The organism is Adlercreutzia mucosicola DSM 19490, from assembly GCF_000422625.1.
Lineage (GTDB): Bacteria > Actinomycetota > Coriobacteriia > Coriobacteriales > Eggerthellaceae > Adlercreutzia > Adlercreutzia mucosicola.
This window is the reverse complement of record NZ_AUGK01000015.1, coordinates 6,267-22,901: the sequence shown is the minus strand read 5'-3', so window position 1 is coordinate 22,901 and position 16,635 is coordinate 6,267. Positions and strand designations below refer to the sequence as shown.

Annotated in this window: 7 protein-coding genes; 3 read left to right on the top strand and 4 right to left on the bottom strand. The window is 68.9% G+C overall.

Annotation, left to right across the window (positions count from 1 at the left end; genetic code table 11):
- Nucleotides 1–103: 103 nt before the first annotated feature.
- The 3 genes from clpP to G503_RS0109320 all read left to right on the top strand — a co-directional run bounded on the left by clpP (nucleotide 104) and on the right by G503_RS0109320 (nucleotide 4,885).
- On the top strand, nucleotides 104–736 hold the full coding sequence (gene clpP / locus G503_RS0109330; RefSeq protein ID WP_028027363.1) for an ATP-dependent Clp endopeptidase proteolytic subunit ClpP: 633 nt from the start codon (nucleotides 104–106) through the stop codon (nucleotides 734–736).
- Between the two features lie 6 nt (nucleotides 737–742).
- The gene (gene clpX, locus G503_RS0109325; protein ID WP_028027362.1) at nucleotides 743–2,143 is read left to right on the top strand and encodes an ATP-dependent Clp protease ATP-binding subunit ClpX; all 1,401 of its coding nucleotides are present in this window, start codon (nucleotides 743–745) and stop codon (nucleotides 2,141–2,143) included.
- A gap of 81 nt (nucleotides 2,144–2,224) precedes the next feature.
- Entirely contained in the window at nucleotides 2,225–4,885 is a 2,661-nt protein-coding gene (locus tag G503_RS0109320; RefSeq protein WP_235715535.1) for a valine--tRNA ligase, read from the top strand.
- Between the two features lie 277 nt (nucleotides 4,886–5,162).
- Here G503_RS0109320 and G503_RS0109315 read toward each other — a convergent pair whose 3' ends face one another.
- The 4 genes from G503_RS0109315 to G503_RS14630 form a co-directional block, all read right to left on the bottom strand.
- Nucleotides 5,163–9,683 carry an isopeptide-forming domain-containing fimbrial protein gene (locus G503_RS0109315; RefSeq protein ID WP_028027360.1) on the bottom strand — a complete coding sequence of 1,507 codons (4,521 nt, stop codon included), beginning with the start codon at nucleotides 9,681–9,683 and terminating at the stop codon, nucleotides 5,163–5,165.
- A gap of 572 nt (nucleotides 9,684–10,255) precedes the next feature.
- On the bottom strand, nucleotides 10,256–11,575 hold the full coding sequence (locus tag G503_RS14640; protein WP_051191094.1) for a type II toxin-antitoxin system HipA family toxin: 1,320 nt from the start codon (nucleotides 11,573–11,575) through the stop codon (nucleotides 10,256–10,258).
- The gene (locus G503_RS14635; RefSeq protein ID WP_035022689.1) at nucleotides 11,572–11,850 is read right to left on the bottom strand and encodes a helix-turn-helix transcriptional regulator; all 279 of its coding nucleotides are present in this window, start codon (nucleotides 11,848–11,850) and stop codon (nucleotides 11,572–11,574) included. Before G503_RS14635 ends, G503_RS14640 begins: the two co-directional genes overlap by 4 nt.
- 300 nt (nucleotides 11,851–12,150) lie before the next feature.
- Nucleotides 12,151–16,635, bottom strand: a 4,485-nt coding sequence (locus G503_RS14630) for a DUF11 domain-containing protein (protein ID WP_202805176.1), incomplete at its 5' end; no start/stop codon positions are given.

The following is a 16,635-nucleotide window of genomic DNA, read 5'->3' as shown; positions in this document are numbered from 1 at the left end:
CATTTCCCCGTTTGGCTTGCATTGCGAACGGATGTATAGCAATATGGTTCTGAACTATAGACAGGCCGCATAACGCGGCCCTATTTGCGAAAGAGAGGCACCTATGGGCATCGAACGCGCGAGCAACGCCCTCATCCCCTACGTCATCGAGCAGTCGCCCCGGGGCGAGCGCAGCTACGACATCTACAGCCGCCTGCTGAACGACCGCATCATCTTCTTGGGCGAGCAGATCGACGACCACGTGGCCAACTCCGTGGTGGCCCAGCTGCTGCACCTGGAGGCCACCGATCCCGATAAGGACATCTCCCTGTACATCAATTCCCCGGGCGGCTCGGTCACGGCAGGCCTCGGCATTCTGGACACCATGAACTTCATCAAGTGCGACGTGTCCACCATCTGCATCGGCGAGTGCGCCTCCATGGCCGCCGTGCTCCTGTCCTCGGGCACCAAGGGCAAGCGCTTCGTGCTGCCGAACTCCATGGTGCTCATCCACCAGCCGCTCGGCGGCGCCCAGGGCCAGCAGACCGAGATCGCCATCGTGGCCGACTTCATGCTGAAGACCCGCAAGCGCCTGAACAAGATCCTGTCCGAGAACACCGGCCAGTCCATCGAGCGCATCCAGCTGGACACCGAGCGCGACAACTACATGACCGCCGAGGAGGCCAAGGAGTACGGCCTCGTGGACGAGATCATCTACCACCACGGTGCCATGCCCGGCCAGAAGAAGAGCGAATAGGACATCATGAACCACCGCCATAGCGATTACAATCCGCCCGAGGACAACTACTTCTGCGCGTTCTGCGGCAAGACGCCCGACCAGGTGAACGCCATGATCTCCGGTCCCAACGGCATCTACATCTGCGACGAGTGCATCTCGGTGTGCGCCGACGCCATGATGCGCGACTTGGGCTTTTCCATGGCCCAGGAATTCGAGATGATGGACGAGGACGCCCAGCGCGCCGCCGGCCGCTGGGGCAACCCGCCCGAGGCGCAGCTGCAGCGCGACGTGAGCCCCGTGGTGGACAACGCCCCCACCCCGGCGGAGGTGCTGGGAGACTTGCCCACGCCCCACGAGCTGTACGCGCGCCTGTCCGAGCACGTGGTGGGCCAGGAGGAGGCCAAACGGGCCCTGTCCGTGGCCGTGTACAACCACTACAAGCGCATCTCCATGGGGGCTGCGGCCGCCGAGGGCGACGTGGAGCTGGCCAAGAGCAACATCATGCTCATCGGTCCCACGGGCTCGGGCAAGACGCTTCTGGCCCAAACCCTGGCCCGCACCCTGCAGGTGCCCTTCGCTATCGCCGACGCCACCACGCTCACCGAGGCGGGATACGTGGGCGAGGACGTGGAGAACATCCTGCTGAAGCTCATCACCGCCGCCGACTTCGAGGTGCCCCGGGCCGAGATCGGCATCATCTATATCGACGAGATCGACAAGATCGCCCGCAAGGCCGAGAACCTCTCCATCACCCGCGACGTGTCCGGCGAGGGCGTGCAGCAGGCCCTGCTGAAGATCGTCGAGGGCTGCGAGGCCTCGGTGCCGCCCCAGGGCGGTCGCAAGCACCCCCAGCAGGAGCTCATCCCCATCGACACCACCAACATCCTGTTCATCCTGGGCGGCGCCTTCGTGGGCCTGGCCGACATCGTGGCGAGCCGCGTGGGCACTACCTCGCTGGGCTTCGCGAGCGAGCTGGCCGCCTCCAAGAAGGAGTCCGAGGCCGAGCTTCTGCGCCAGGTGCTTCCCGAGGATCTGAACAAGTACGGCATGATCCCCGAGTTCGTGGGTCGTATCCCGGTCATCACGTCGCTTTCCGAGCTGTCCGAGGAAGACCTCGTGCGCATCCTCGTGGAGCCGAAGAACGCGCTCGTGAAGCAGTACACCCGCATGTTCGAGTTCGAGGACTGCCGCCTGGCCTTCGACAAGGCGGCCCTGACGGCCATCGCCCACGAGGCCGTCGAGCACGGTACCGGCGCCCGCGGCCTGCGCTCCATCTGCGAGCGCGTGCTCATGGACGTGATGTACGACCTGCCCGAGTTCGACGGCGCTTCCCAGGTGACCGTGCGGGCCAGCGACATCACCGGCGAGACGAAGCCGGTCATCAAGCCCCGGGCCAACACCGAGGGAGCCCTGCACGCTTCCTAGCAGCTATGGGCGGCGCCGTGCGTCCATGGGGGCGCCGGCGCCGTGTTCCGTACCCACCGATTTCGCAGAGAAGGGATGAGGATGACCCAGACCGACTACGCCGCCATGGAGCGGCCCATCTTCGAGGCGTGGAAGGACGCCGGCTATTTCCAGCGCACGCCGGGCTTTGGCGAGCATGCCGGCGAGAGCTACACCATCGTCATCCCGCCGCCGAACATCACCGGCGTGCTGCACATGGGCCATGCCTTAAACGACACCATCCAGGACGCCTGCATCCGCCGCGCCCGCATGCGCGGTTTTCAGACCCGCTGGATCATCGGCACCGACCATGCGGGCATCTCCACCCAGACCAAGGTGGACAAGCGCCTGGCCGAGGCTGGCATCAGCCGCCTGGAGATCGGCCGCGAGGCCTTCATCGGGGAATGCTACAAGTGGCGTGAGGAGTACGGCACCACCATCGTGAACCAGATCAAGGGCATGGGCTGCTCCTGCGACTACTCCGACGAGCACTTCACCTTGGAGCCCTCCTACGTGCGCGCCGTGCGGAAGCTGTTCGTGGACTGGTACCGCGACAAGCTGATCTATCGGGGCAAGCGCATCGTGAACTGGTGCCCGAGCTGCACCACGGCCATCGCCGACGACGAGGCCGAGTACGTGGACGAGGCGGGACATCTGTGGTACCTGCGCTACCCCCTGACCGAGCCGGTGGACGGCCTGGAGTACCTGGTCGTGGCCACCACGCGCCCCGAGACCATGCTGGGGGACACCGGCGTGGCCGTGAACCCCAAGGACGAGCGCTTCGGGCATCTCGTTGGCAAGACGGTGAAGCTGCCGCTGGTGGATCGCGAGATTCCCATCTTCGCCGACTGGCATGTGGACACCGAGTTCGGCACCGGCTGCGTGAAGGTGACCCCCTCCCATGACCCCAACGACTGGGCCATGGGGGAGAAGGCGGGGCTTCCCCGCATCAACATCTTCGACGAGACGGCGCACGTGGTGGAAGGCTACGGGAAGTTCTCGGGGATGGACCGCGACGAGGCCCGCGAGGCCGTGGTGGCCGCCTTCGAGGAGCTCGGCCTGCTCGATCATGTGGAGGACCACGACCACTCGGTCATGACCTGCTACCGCTGCCACACCAAGCTGGAGCCCTGGGAATCCGAGCAGTGGTTCGTGGCCGTGGACGGCCTGAAGGAGGCCGCCGCCCGCGTGGTGGAGGACGGTTCCATCCAGTTCCACCCGGCTCGGTGGAAGCAAGTGTATTTGGACTGGCTCGCGAATTTGAAGGACTGGTGCATCTCGCGCCAGCTGTGGTGGGGCCACCGCATTCCCATGTACTACTGCGATGAGTGCGGCTGGGAGGACGCCTCGGTGGACGAGGTGGAGGTCTGCCCGGTGTGCGGGGCGCCGGTGCGCCAGGACGACGACGTGCTGGACACCTGGTTCTCCAGCCAGCTGTGGCCCTTTGCCACCATGGGCTGGACGGAAGAGGGCATGGACGCGCCCCAGATGCGCACGGCCTACCCGACCCAGGTGCTCTCCACGGCCCGCGACATCATGGGGCTTTGGGTGGCGCGCATGGTTATGGCCTCCATGTACTGCTGCGATAACACCATTCCCTTCGAGGACGTCATCATCCATCCCACGGTCATGGCCGCCGACGGCAAGCCCATGTCCAAGAGCCGCGGCAACGGCGTGGACCCGCTGCGCCTCATGGAGGACTACGGCGCCGACGGCATGCGCTTCGGCCTGCTCATGCAGGTGACCGGCGCCCAGGACATGAAGTTCAACGAGGCCAAGCTGGAAAGCTCCCGCAACTTCGCGAACAAGGTGAAGAACGCGAGCCGCTTCGTGCTCATGAACCTGGAGGGATACGAGCCCGGCGCGCCCGAGCCGGTCACGCCGGCCGACCGCTGGATCTTCTCCCGCTTGGCGAAGGTCGTGGCGGCGGTGGACGCGGCCTACGACAACTTCGAGTTCGGCGAGATCACCCGCGAGCTGTACAGCTTCGTGTGGAACGAGTTCTGCGACTGGTACATCGAGTTCTCCAAGGCGCGCCTGGCCGCCGACGCCGATCCGACCGACCGCGCCGCCTGCCAGCGCAACCTGGTGTTCGTGCTGGGGCAGATTCTGCGCCTTCTGCATCCCATCATGCCGTTCATCACCGAGGAGGTCTACGGCGAGATGCCCAAGGGCGACACCGCCGCGCCCATGCTCATTGTGGCGCCGTGGCCCGATGCCGCCGAGCTCAGCCGCTTCGTGGACGAGGAGTCCGAACGTGCCATTGCCATGGTGTGCGAGGTGGTGGGCGCGGTGCGCTCCACCCGCTCGCGCTACGGCATCTCGCCGAAGGTGGCCCTGCCCGTGGCCGTGAAGGTGGCGGCCGAGGCCGACGCGGCCCTGCTGCTGGCCCAAGCGCACCTCATCGGCCAGCTGGCCAACGTGGAGGAGTTCGAGGTGGCCGTGGAAACGTCCAAGCCTGCCGAGAGCGCCGTGGTGCTCGGTTCGGGGCTCGAGGTGTACATCGTGCTGGCGGGCCATGTGGACTTCGATGCCGAGCGGGCGCGTCTGGCCCGCGAGCGCGATGGCCTGGCCAAAGATGTTGCCAAGTTCGAGAAGAAGCTCTCCAACCCGGGCTTTCTGGCGAAGGCCGCGCCCGAGATCGTGGAGAAGGACAAGGCGAAGCTGGCCGATCTGGCCGACAAGCTGGCCCGCATCGAGGCCCAGCTGGCCGAGCTGGGCTAGCGAAGCCAGCTCTTACCGCTCGCATTCCGTATCAACCGAAAGGCCGCCCGAGGGGCGGCCTTTTGCGTGTGCTCCGACTTCTCGTGCCGCCGCCATGCCCCGGAGGGGCGGGATTCATCCCGCCCGCAACCATAATCTGTCTCACGGGGCGGCTAAAGCCGCCCCCTACGAAGTCTAAGCCGCCCGTAACCCTGCAGCTCTCCGTAGGGGCGGCTTTCAGCCCGCCCGCGCATTCGGGCGGCGGCCCTGCGAATAGTCGGGAGGCGTCCCGCGCCTCCTACCGCGTCCGGCGCCGGCGGCTCGCCAGGGCGAGGGCGGCCGCCGCGAGCGCGCCGGCAAGGGCGGTGCCGGCGATCGCGGCCAGGGCGTCGCCGGTCTGGGCGAGCTTGTGGGCGATGGTGGTGCGCTGCTTGCCGCCCTCGTCGCCGGGCAGCACGCCGCCGAGCCGGTCGACCCCCGGCGGGTAGGCGGGCTCGGACACCACCTTGCCGTGCGAGCGGTCGTAGGCGTCCCATCCCTCCGGCGGGTCGAAGGGCGCGCCCGGCTCGGGCGACTCGCCGTCGGGGTCCCAGCTGCTCGGCGGCGTCCCGTGGCCGACCGCCACGTTGCCGATGTCGGCGCCCACGGCGGCCTCGGTCACGAGCGCGTCGAAGGAGAGGACGGCGGCCTGCCCGCCGTGGAGGTGGCCGCAGGCCACGGCGAGCGTCCTCGTCTTCGGGTCGTAGGCCTCGTCGTCCACGGCCACCTCGCTCCCGTCGGGCAGCGTCAGGCGGATGGTGCCGCTCACGGGCTCCAGCCCCTCGGGCACCTCGTCTCGGATCACCGCGTCCATCCAGCTCGTGCCCGCCCCCTCGTTGCGCAGGGCTATCTCGTAGCGCACGGTGTCGCCCACATGGGTGGTGCCGTCGTCGCGGCTCGCGTTCTCGGCGGTCTTGGCGATCGACACGTCGCCCTCCTCCGGGTCGCCGCCCACCACGACGGGCGGGACCGCCGGCGGCGAGGACGCCTCGGGCTCGCCCGCCGGGGGCTCCGCGGGCCCTCCGGGCTCGGGGTCCTCGGGGCGCGAGCCGGGGTTCTCGGAGGGCATCTTGCCGTGGCCGAGCGCGATGTTGGCCACGTTGGCGCCGAGCGCCGCCTCGCCCACGGTCGCGTCGAAGACGAGCACGGCCCCGTGGCCGCCCCACACATCGCCGCAGGCCACGGCGATGGTGCGGCTGCCCCTGTCGTAGGCCTCGTCGGGCACGGCGACGGGCTCCCCTCCGTCGATCGACAGGCGCAGGGTGCCGGGCACCGGCTCGATGCCCGCCGGCAGCGGGTCGGACACGGCGGCGCCCATGAGGCAGCTGTTGGCGGCGCCGGCGTTCGAGAGCTCGATTGTGTAGCGCAGGCGGTCCCCCAGGTGCGTCACCTTGGCGCCCGGCGCGCTCAGGTTCTCCACGCTCTTGGACACCCGAACGTCGGGGTCGGCCGGCGCCACGGTCCCGCCGCCGGGCGGCGTCGCCGGGTCGGTGTCGGGCGGCGCCACCGGCCCCACGTCGGGGCCGTCCGGGTCGTCGGGACTCGGGCGCTTGCCATCCGCCGAGGCGACGTTGCCCAGGTCGACGGCGGCCGGGTCGGAGAAGTCGACGTCCCCGCGCACGGTGCACTCGAAGGTGAGGACGGCGCTGCGCCCGCCGCCGATGTCGCCGACGGGGGCCGTCAGCGTGCGCCGCCCGTCGGCGCCCGGTGATGAGAGGGCGTACTGCCCCGGCGCGGGCGCGGCCCCGGGCGCGGCGGCGGAGAGCGTCCGCTTTACCCCGTCAGCGCCCACGAGCACCACCGAGGCCCCCGCGAGCTCCAGGCACGCCGGCAGCGGGTCGGTGACCACGACGTCGGTCCACAGTGACCCGGCCGCCGCGTTCGAGGCCGTCACCGTGTAGCGGATGCGGTCGCCCGGCTGCGTCGGCCCGTCCGGGTGCGTCAGGTTCTCGGCTCTCTTCGACAGGGCCGGAGCCGGCGCGATCTTGGGCTGGGGCAGCACGGTGACGTCGAAGTTCCAGGTGGTGCCGGTGTAGGCCCCGTTGGGCTCCTGGCGGATGGAAAGCTTGCCGCTCCCCACGGCCGTCGGGTCGAGCACCAGCGTGTAGGATCCGTCGGCGTTGCGCACCGGCTGGCCGTCCTCGCCCCGCAGGAAATCGGCGGTGAATACGTTGCCGCTCTCGTCGACCACGCTCACCGGCCCGGAGGACTCGGTCTTGATGCCGATGACTACGCGCCCGGGGTGCGGGTTGTCGTCGCTGGCCTCGCCCCAGGTGGTGACGATGGTGCCGTCCACGATCTTGTCGCCGGGCTTGCCGGTCTCGGCGTCCGGGTCGGCGGGTCGGGGCGCGCTGGCGCTGACGTCGGGTTCGGGGGAGTCGGGGTCCTTGTTGTCGGGGTCGTCCTTCTGGACAACCTCGGTCGCCGGGTCGATGGGCGAGATGGCCACCTCCACCTTCGGTGCCGCATCGGGATCTTCCAGGGGGTTCGCGCTGGCCAGATAGTTCGCCGGCGCCGCATCATCGTCGTTCGGGGGCAGGTACTGCACCGAGATGACGTGGCGGCCGTTGGGGGTGGCCACGGGCACGAGGTGGTCCACCTCGGCCGGCGAGGCGGTGTAGATGAAGGTGGTCGTGTCCCCGCTGGCTGTGGCGTTGGCCGGTAGCACCGTCCCGTCGGGCAGCGTCTTGTCGGCGAAGAGGATCTCGATGGGGTCGCCCGCCTTCTTCCCGTCCACGAACAGCTGGATGTAGCCCTGGGGCGCGGCGCAGGTGGCCTTGGTGGGGGCGCCGGAGGGGTCGGTGTCGGCCCGCTTCACCGTGCAGGTGAGTGACAGCTTGCGATCCGAGGGGTTCTCCTGCACGCTAGCCTGGCCGTTCTCCCAGGTGGCGCTCTTGATGGCCACCTGGGATCCGATGGGCCAGATCTCGCAGCGGCCCGTGGCGCGATGGCCCCAGTAGCTTTCCGAGAAGTTCCCCTCGGTGTCGTCGGAGTACTGGGTCGATATGGCCGTGAACGTCATGGTGCCCACGTCGGCGCCGTTGTCGGTCTCCGCGCCCACAGGGTTGCCCGACGGGTCGAGGCGTTGGTACTTGAAGGTGATCTTGTCGGCCTCGGTGAGGTCGCGCCCGTCGGGGGCGCGCAGGGGCAGCGGGAAGACGGGGAATGGCTCGCCGTCGTAGTACTTGCTGAGGCCGGCGAGGTAGTCGGGGTCCAGCTCGAAGTCCACGTAGCGACGCAGCTTGCCGTCGTTGGTGACGCCGGGCGGCAGCGAGCTGTCGGCGGGGCGGAACAGGGGCAGCGGCGTGACGGGGGTGGGGTTGCCGCTCTCGTCCAGCTTGTCGGTGTCCAGGTAGGTGAACTCCACGGTCACCTCGGAGTCCTTCACGACGCGCTCGGGCAGCCACAGGTACAGATGTCCCTTGTCGAACTCGGCCGGCGCGCCGTAGTCGTAGGGCACACCGTCAACCTTGAGCTCCCACTCGCTGAGGGCGAAAGTGTTCTCGCCCACGTCCGAGGTGAGATCTACCTGGATCATCTTGATGGGCTCACCCTCGGCGTTGTGGACATTGCCTGAGAAGGTGAAGTGCTCGGGGTCGCGGCCGTTGCCGATGGAGCCGCCGGTGATGGTGATGTCGGCGTTCGGCGCGCCGATATCACCCGTGCCAGCATAAGCGGGTGGGTAGACGGTTGAGGGGATGAGGGTACCCCCGGTGAAGATCATTTTGAACGCAGAGCTGTCGGCGGGGATGCAAGCAGCACCGAACCCGCTGCCGTGGTCGCCGCCCTTGGAGATGACGTAGCCGCCGTTGATGCGAATGTTGCCGCAGGCGCCCTGGTTGCCGCTGCCCACGCCGGCACCATGATTGCCGCCGATGGCGGTGAGGCGCCCTCCGTTGATGGTGATCCACTCGTCGGCGCCGGTTCCATTGCCTCCCCAGCTGCCCCCGCCCACTCCGGCCGAGCAATGCCATCCGCCCGCATCGTAATTATAAGAGCTGCGGGCGGTGACGACGCCCCCGTCCATAGTGAAGGAGCCTCCGTCTTCACCTGCATTGCCGAACGAAGTGTCTCCGCGACCTCCGATGGCCGCGCCAGAGCCCGCCGTGCACCAGGCGAGGAGGGAGCCCGGGTGGTCGCTGTCCATGACCGTGAGGGGATCGCCCTTCTTGATTCGCGTCCCATTGGCCAGAACAGCGTCGGCGGGAACGAAGCCGTCTTCGGGAACGATGGCGTTGCCCCTCTGGTCCTTGTTGGCCACTGAATCGTCGATAGCGAGAGAAGCTCCGGTGGAATTGTGGATGCCGGAGCCATTCGCTGCGAAGGAGACAAGTGAGTTGTGCGTTCCGTCGGCCAGGACGAGATGACAGGAGGCCCCCTTGGCAATATCGATGGCGCTGTTGGTAGCGATGGCGGATTCCGCTCGGATGCCCACGCCCGCAAGCGTGATATGCGCCTCGCGGCCAGCGGGAACGATGAGGCGGGTGCTCACGGGGTTCGTGTGAGCGCCCACGATGGTGTGCACGCTCTCGTCCTCTTTGTCGGAGAGGGTCTGGTCGTCCGTTTGCAGGGCGAAGTGCTTGTCGGTGTTCACCGTGAGGGTCTTGGCGGCCTCGTCGTAGGCGAAGTCGGAGGCGGTCACCGCGTCGCCGTCGACGCCCCAGATGGTGAACCCGCCCAGCTCGAAGGCATTGGAGGGCGCCTGGGCGAGAGGCGCCGCCGCGCCGGGCGCAGGGGCGGGCGTCAGGGGGAGGTCCGCCGCCAGGACGGCTTGGGCCACGGGATCGGGCGCGCCGGCGGAAGAGCCGGCCGGGGCGGCGTTGGGGCCCGGCCGGGAGACCGTTGCTGCGGGATCGGCCGTTGGGCTGGCTTGGGGGCCGGAGCCGATTGCGGAGCCAGGGTCGGTAGCGCCATCGGGGGCGCCGGGAGATTGAGAGGGGAGAGAGGCGGGCGGATCGCCCTCGGCCGGGACGGCCTCGCCGGGGTCGGCAGCGTCGGCTACCGGCTCAGAAAACTCGATGGGGGGGGGTCTCCGTGATTTGGGCCTGTGGCTCGGCGAAGGCCGCCGCGGGAGCCATCCCGCAGGCGAGCGCGGCCGCCAGGCCCAGGCGCAGAAGCGACCCCTGCCGCTTCTCTTTCATGGTGCTTCTCCTTCTCTCGGTGCCCTCGGCCGCGCCTATCGGACGCCTGCCGATGCCCCTTTCGGGGCCGCGCCAGGGTACGCGAAGCGTTGCCGAGCTGTCGACAAATCTTGGAGGAGTGTACACCTGCGAGCTTCGTCTGGCAAGGAGGCGCAGGTAAATGTAAGGACTGGACCCGCCCCCCCCGATACGTGCCGGGCAGTCGAGGTGGCTAGCTGTTGTAGCGCGTGATGTCGATCGCCTCGAAGTGTGTGCTCTCTACGCGGATGTTGCGCTGGGTCGCCCTGCACAGGGCAAGCAGCCTGAGGCGAAGCACCTCCGTAAGCCGATCGATGCCATCCCGATGGGGCAGCTCGTCGAGCACGGCATCGATGTTGGCTACGACGGCATCCGCGATCTCGTCCGTCCTGTCGATCAGCGCGCCAGCGTCAAGACCGTGGATCTTCGCGAAGCGCTCCAACGAGCTTTTTCTCAGCCACCCCACGCGATTCTCGCCGCCTATGGACATGGCAAGGTGGTAGGTCTTCCCCTTCTTCATGAAGGGTGCTGCGCTCGCCACGTCGTAGAGCGGCGCGAGAAGGTATCTGCCCTGCGCGGGATGCAGCAGCGAGTAGTTCTTCGCGTGGGCGTCGGTCGAGGCGGTAAGGCAGTTGAACAGAAGGGCGTCGACGAAGCGCCCCGTGCTGTTGCCCTCGGCGCCGCGCATCAGCTCCATTGCCTGGACGGACGAGGGCCCCCCGTCCGTCGTGTACTTCTTCGAGGAGGGCGTCGCCAGCGCCTGGCAGAGATCCTCTTGGTGGATGCGGGTGACCTGCCCGCTTTCGGGGGACGTGAAGCGGTCGTAGCGCTCGATGGCGATGGCCTCGGCGCCGTCGAAATTCTCGAGGGAAACCGAAGCGGTGGGGAGTCCGCAGGCTGCCGCGAGCCGCATAGTGGCGTATTCGACGAGCGCCTGGTTGTCGAGTCCGGCGGCGCCGGGCTTCACGATTGTGTTCGAGGCTCCGCTTCCCGTGCACTCGTACCACCGGCCCTCGTGGCGGCGGAGCGCGAGCTTGGCCTGCATGCCGCCGAGGGACCAGTGCTCATCTCTCGTCGTCCAGGAGCGCGCACGATGGCGGGCGTCGTCGTCGGCGAGCCGTCTCAGCCTCGCGCCGATGGCCCTGTCGGTCAAAAGGACATAGCCGCCTTCCCGCTCGCTCGGGTGCGTCTCGTCGGGGGCGACGACCTGGATGGCGCCCGGCAGGTCGAGGCCGAAGCGGGCGAGGAGGGGGAACACGCCGGTGCTGGTTCCCGCCTCCGCCGCCATTCCCCGGCGGACCTGTGGATTGTCGGGGAGAAGGTTGTCGAACCAGGCGAGCACGCGGCGGCCGACGTAATCGTCGCTGGAAACGGGTATGCCGACCGAGAGGTCGGGACCCTGGTAGGCCGGGTGGTAGGAGAAGGTGAGCTCGCCGTCCCCCGACATGATGAGGCGGCCGGCGAAGGTGCCGGCGATGAGGACATCGAGGCTCTTCTCGCGTGCGGGGTTCATCGCGCGTTACCGTAGAGCGAATCGAGGTACGCCTCGATGTCGAATCCGTCGTCCTGACCCTTGGGGCGCACGCCCCGGTCGATGGCTAGATCCCAGTTGGTTGCGTTGAGCACGCGCTCAACCGTGCCGAGGGAGACGTGCTCCGCCCTGCCTCCCTCGATGCGCGCGATGGTGGGGCGGCTCACGCCGGCCTGCTTGGCGAGCTCGCCTTGCGTCATGCCGAGCTCGCGCCTGCCCTCCTTCACGCGCTCTGCGATATCCTCGTTAAGCAGCATAGGCTCTCCTTGCTATAAATTTGATACATTCTAGCATAATGCGAGGAAATAGATCGTTCCAATAAGGGACTATGTAAACAATATGAGACAAAATGGAGAGATGGCCTTTGATTCTGTCATCTGGAGAGACGTCCTCGCGCTCCCGCCCTGCCGGGGATGACGGCAGGGCGGGAGCGCGAGGAAACAGAGCGGGCCGCCCGAAGGCGGCCCGGCTGATCGCGGCGCTTTTGTTGCCCGAAAGCGACCCGAGAGCAGGGAGGGGCCGTTTCCTGCTGCGCGTGGAAAGCGGCCCCGTTGGTGCTACCTCTCCCGGCGCAGGCGCCGACGGGCGAGCAGCAGGGCGCCCGCCGCCAGGGTGAGGGCCGCGGGCAGGAGCGCCGCAGCAGCCAGGGCGTCGCCGGTCTGGGCGAGCTTGTGGGCGATGGTGGTGCGCTCGTCGGCCTCGCCGTCGATGACGCCGCCCAGCCTGTCCACTCCCGGCGGGTAGGCCGGGTCGGAGACGACCTTGCCGTGCGAGCGGTCGTAGGCGCCCCAGCCCTCCGGCGGGTCGAAGGGCGCGCCCGGCCCGGGGTGCTCGCCGTCGGGGTCCCAGCTGCTCGGCGGCGTGCCCAGGCCGACCGCCACGTTGCCGATGTCGGCGCCCACGGCGGCCCCCGTCACGAGCGCGTCGAAGGAGAGGACGGCCTCCTGCCCGCCGTGGAGGTGGCCGCAGGCGACGGCGAGCGTCCTCGTCTTCGGGTCGTAGGCCGCGTCGTCCACGGCCACCTCGCTCCCGTCGGGAAGCGTCAGGCGGATGGTGCCGCTCACGGGCTCCAGCCCCTCGGGCACCTCGTCGCGGATGACGGCGTCCATCCAGCTCGTGCCCGCCCCCTCGTCGCGCAGGGCTATCTCGTAGCGCACCGTGTCGCCCACGCGGGTGGTCCCGTCCCCGCGGGAGAGGTTCTCGGCGGTCTTCCCGATCGCGACGTCGCCCCCCTCCGGGTCGCCGCCCACGACGACGGGCGGGACCGCCGGCGGCGAGGACGCCTCGGGCTCGCCCGCGGGCGGCTCGGCGGGCCCTCCGGGCTCCGGGCCCTCGGGGCGCGCCCCCGGGCTCTCGGAGGGCACCTGCCCGTAGGCGAAGGCCACGTTGGCGGCATCGGCCCCGAGGGCCGCCTCGCCCACGGTCGCGTCGAAGACGAGCACGGCCCTGTGCCCGCCCCACACATCGCCGCAGGCCACGGCGACGGTGCGGCTCGCCCGGTCGTAGGCCGCGTCGTCCACCGCGACGGGCTTCCCGCCGTCCACGGCCAGGCGGATGCTGCCCGGCACGGGCTCCATGCCCGCCGGCAGCGGGTCGGATATGACGGCGCCCATGAGGCAGCTGTCGGCCGGCCCGGCGTTCGAGAGCTCGACCGTGTAGCGCAGGCGGTCCCCCAGGTGCGTCACCTTCGCGCCGGGGGCGGTGAGGTTCTCCACGCTCTTGGACACCCGCGCGTCGGGGTCGGCCGGGGCCACGGTACCGCCCCCGGGAGGCGTCGCCGGGTCGGTGTCGGGCGGGGCCACGGGCCCCACGTCGGGGCCGTCCGGGTCGTCGGGGTTCGGGCGCTTGCCCTCCGCCGAGGCGATGTTCCCGAGGCCCACCGCCGCCGGGTCGGAGAAGTCCAGCCCCGCGCGCACCGTGCACTCGAAGGCCACGGTCGCGGCGGCCCCGCCGGCCACGTCCCCGACGGGCACCGTCAGCACGGGCCTCCCGCCCGCGCCGGGGGTCGACAGCGAGAACCTGCCCACGTCGGCGGCCGCCACCGACGGCGCCTTCGAGAGCGCGCGGTCGGCGATGGCCGCCGACGGGTTGTCCAGCCTCACGGACCTCTCGTCCAGCTCCAGGCACGCCGGCAGCGGGTCGGTGACCACGACGTCCGTCCACAGCGACCCCTTGGCCCCGTTCGACGCCTCGATCGTGTAGCGGATGCGGTCGCCCGGCTGCGTCGGGCCGTTCGGGTGCGTCAGGTTCTCGGCCCTCTTCGCCAGCGCGGGCGCCGGGGCCACGGTCGCGTCGGGCCTCACGATGACGTCGTAGATCCAGGTGCTGCCGGTGTAGGCGCCGTTGGGCTCCTGCCTGAAGGTGAGCTGCCCCTTGCCCACCGCCGTCGGGTCCAGCACCAGGGTGTAGCTGCCGTCCTCGCCCCGCACCGGCTGGCCGTCCTCGCCCCGCAGGAAGTCGGCCTCGAACACGTTGCCCTTGGCGTCGGTCACGCTGATCGGCCCCGACGAGGGCGTCGTCACCTTCAGCAGCACGCGCCCGGGGTGCGGGTTCGCCTCGCTCGGCTCGCCCCAGGTGGTGACGATGGTGCCGCGGAACGCCTTGTCGCCGGGCTTGGCCGGGTCGGCGCCCGGGTCGGCGGGCTGCCCCGGTCCCGTCGACACCTCGGGCTCGGGCGCGTCGGGGTCGGCGCAGTCGGGGTCGGGCTCGGGCGTCACCGTGGGGTTCGGGTCGATGGGCGAGATGGCCACCTCCACCTTCGGTGCCGCATCGGGATCTTCCAGGGGGTTTGCGCTGGCCAGATAGTTCGCCGGCGCCGCATCATCGTCGTTCGGGGGCAGGTACTGCACCGAGATGACGTGACGCCCGTTGGGGGTGGCCACGGGCACGAGGTGATCCATGGCGGAAGGCGCCGCCGTGAAGGCGAAGGTGGTCGTGTCCCCGCTGGCTGTGGCGTTGGCCGGCAGCACCGTCCCGTCGGGCAGCGTCTTGTCGGCGAAGAGGATCTCGATGGGGTCGCCCGCCTTCTTTCCGTCCACGAACAGCTGGATGTAGCCCGCCGGCGCGGCGCAGGTGGCCTTGGTGGGGGCGCCGGAGGGGTCGGTTTCGGCGCGCTTTACGGTGCAGGTGAGGGTCAGCTCCATGCTGGACTCGTTCTCCTGCTCGCTTGTCTCGGAGTTCTCCCAGGTGGCGCTTTCGATCTTGATGTGCGACCCAATGGGGAGGATCTCGCAGGTGCCGGTCGCCCGATGCCCCCAGTAGCTCTCCGAGAAGTGTCCCTCGGTGTCGTCGGAGTACTGGGTCGATATGGCGGTGAATTTCATGGAGCCCACGTCGGAGGGCATCTGGCTCGCGCCGCTCGGGTCGTGGCTCTCCAGCTCGGGACCGATGGGGTCGCCGTTGGCGTCGAGCCTCTGGTACTTATAGGTGATGGCGTTGCTGTCGGTCAGGTTGCGGCCGTCGGGGGCCTCGAAGGGCAGCGGCAGGGAGGGGAAGGGCTTGCCGTCGTAGTACTTGGTCAGCTGGTCGGTGTAGGATCCGGGCAGCTCGAAGTCGACGTAGCGGCGCAGCTTCCCGTCATCGGGGGCGCCGGGGGGCCGCTGGCTGTCGGCGGGGCGGAACAGGGGCAGCGGCGTGACGGGGGTGGGGTTGCCGCTCTCGTCCAGCTTGTCGGTATTCAGGTAGGTGAACTTGACGGTGACCTCGCTGTTCTTCTTGACCTCTTCCGGGAGCCATAAATACAGGTGCCCCTTGTCGAACTCGGCCGGCGCGCCGTAGTCGTAGGGCACGCCGTCCACGAGCAGCTGCCACTTAACGATGGGGTAGGGGCTCTCGCCCACGTCCGAGGTGAAGTCCACTTCTACCATGGTGATGGAGTCGCCCTTGCCGTTCGTAGCGGTGCCGATGAACCTGAAGCCCTCAGCGCCGCTTTGGTTGCCGAGCGAGCCTCCGGTGACGATGACCTTGATGTTGGGGGCTCCGGCATCGGAGGAGAACGCTGCGTTTCCGCCAGTCGGAAGAAGCGTGCCGCCGGTGAGGATTATCTTAAAGGCAGAGCTGTCTTGGGGGTTGCAGGCTCCTCCGAATCCGCTGCTGTGCACTCCGCCGAAGGCCTCCACGAAGCCGCCGTTAATGCGGATGTTGCCTGATGCCGCATAGAGGCCCGCGCCGATGCCGGCTCCGTGGCCGCCGCCTGTGGCGGTTATGCGGCCCCCGTTGATGGTGATCCACTCGTTGGGCCCCGTGCCGTTGCCGTCGGTTCCCGCACCGATGCCGGCCCCTCCGTTCGTCCAGCTTGTGTCAGCGTTGTATCCGCTCGTGGCTATGATTCGGCCTCCTTCGAAGGTCATATTGCCTCCCGGCTCACCCTCGCAGGCGTGGGCTATGCTCCATCCGGCACCGTTGTAGTCGCTTCCAATGGCCGCCGCGTTGGAGCCCGATACCGTCCAGGCGTATAGTTCGCCAGGGTTTGAGCTGTCGAGCTTGGAGAGGGGGTCTCCTTTGGATACCCGTTGCCCGTTGGCGAGGATGCAGTCGGCGGGGATGGCGCCGTCTTCCGGGATGATGGGCGAGCCCTCGGCGGTGCGGTTGGCCACGGTGTCGTCGATGGTGAGCGATGCGCCGGTCGGGCAGTGGAGGGCGGCTTTCATGCCGTCGGTGGCCGCAAGTTCGTTTTTCGTGCCGTCGCCTAGGATGACAGTGAGCGCGGCACCGGGTTTGATGTCGATGGGCTGAGTGCTTTCGATGCTTAGACCTTCCATGGACAGCGTGGCATTTCGGCCGGAGGGGATTACCAGGCCCACGTCCGTCGGGTTGGCTATGCGTCCGGTCCCGTCTCCGGAGGTCACCTTTGTCTGGTCGGTGTTCTGGATGGCGAAGTGCCTGTCGGTGTTCACCGTGAGGGTCTTGGCCGCCGCATCGTAGGCGAAGTCGGCGGCGGTCACGGTATCGCCGTCGACGCCCCAGATGGTGAACCCGCCCAGCTCGAAGGCATTGGAGGGCGCCTGGGCGAGAGGCGCCGCCGCGCCGGGCGCAGGGGCGGG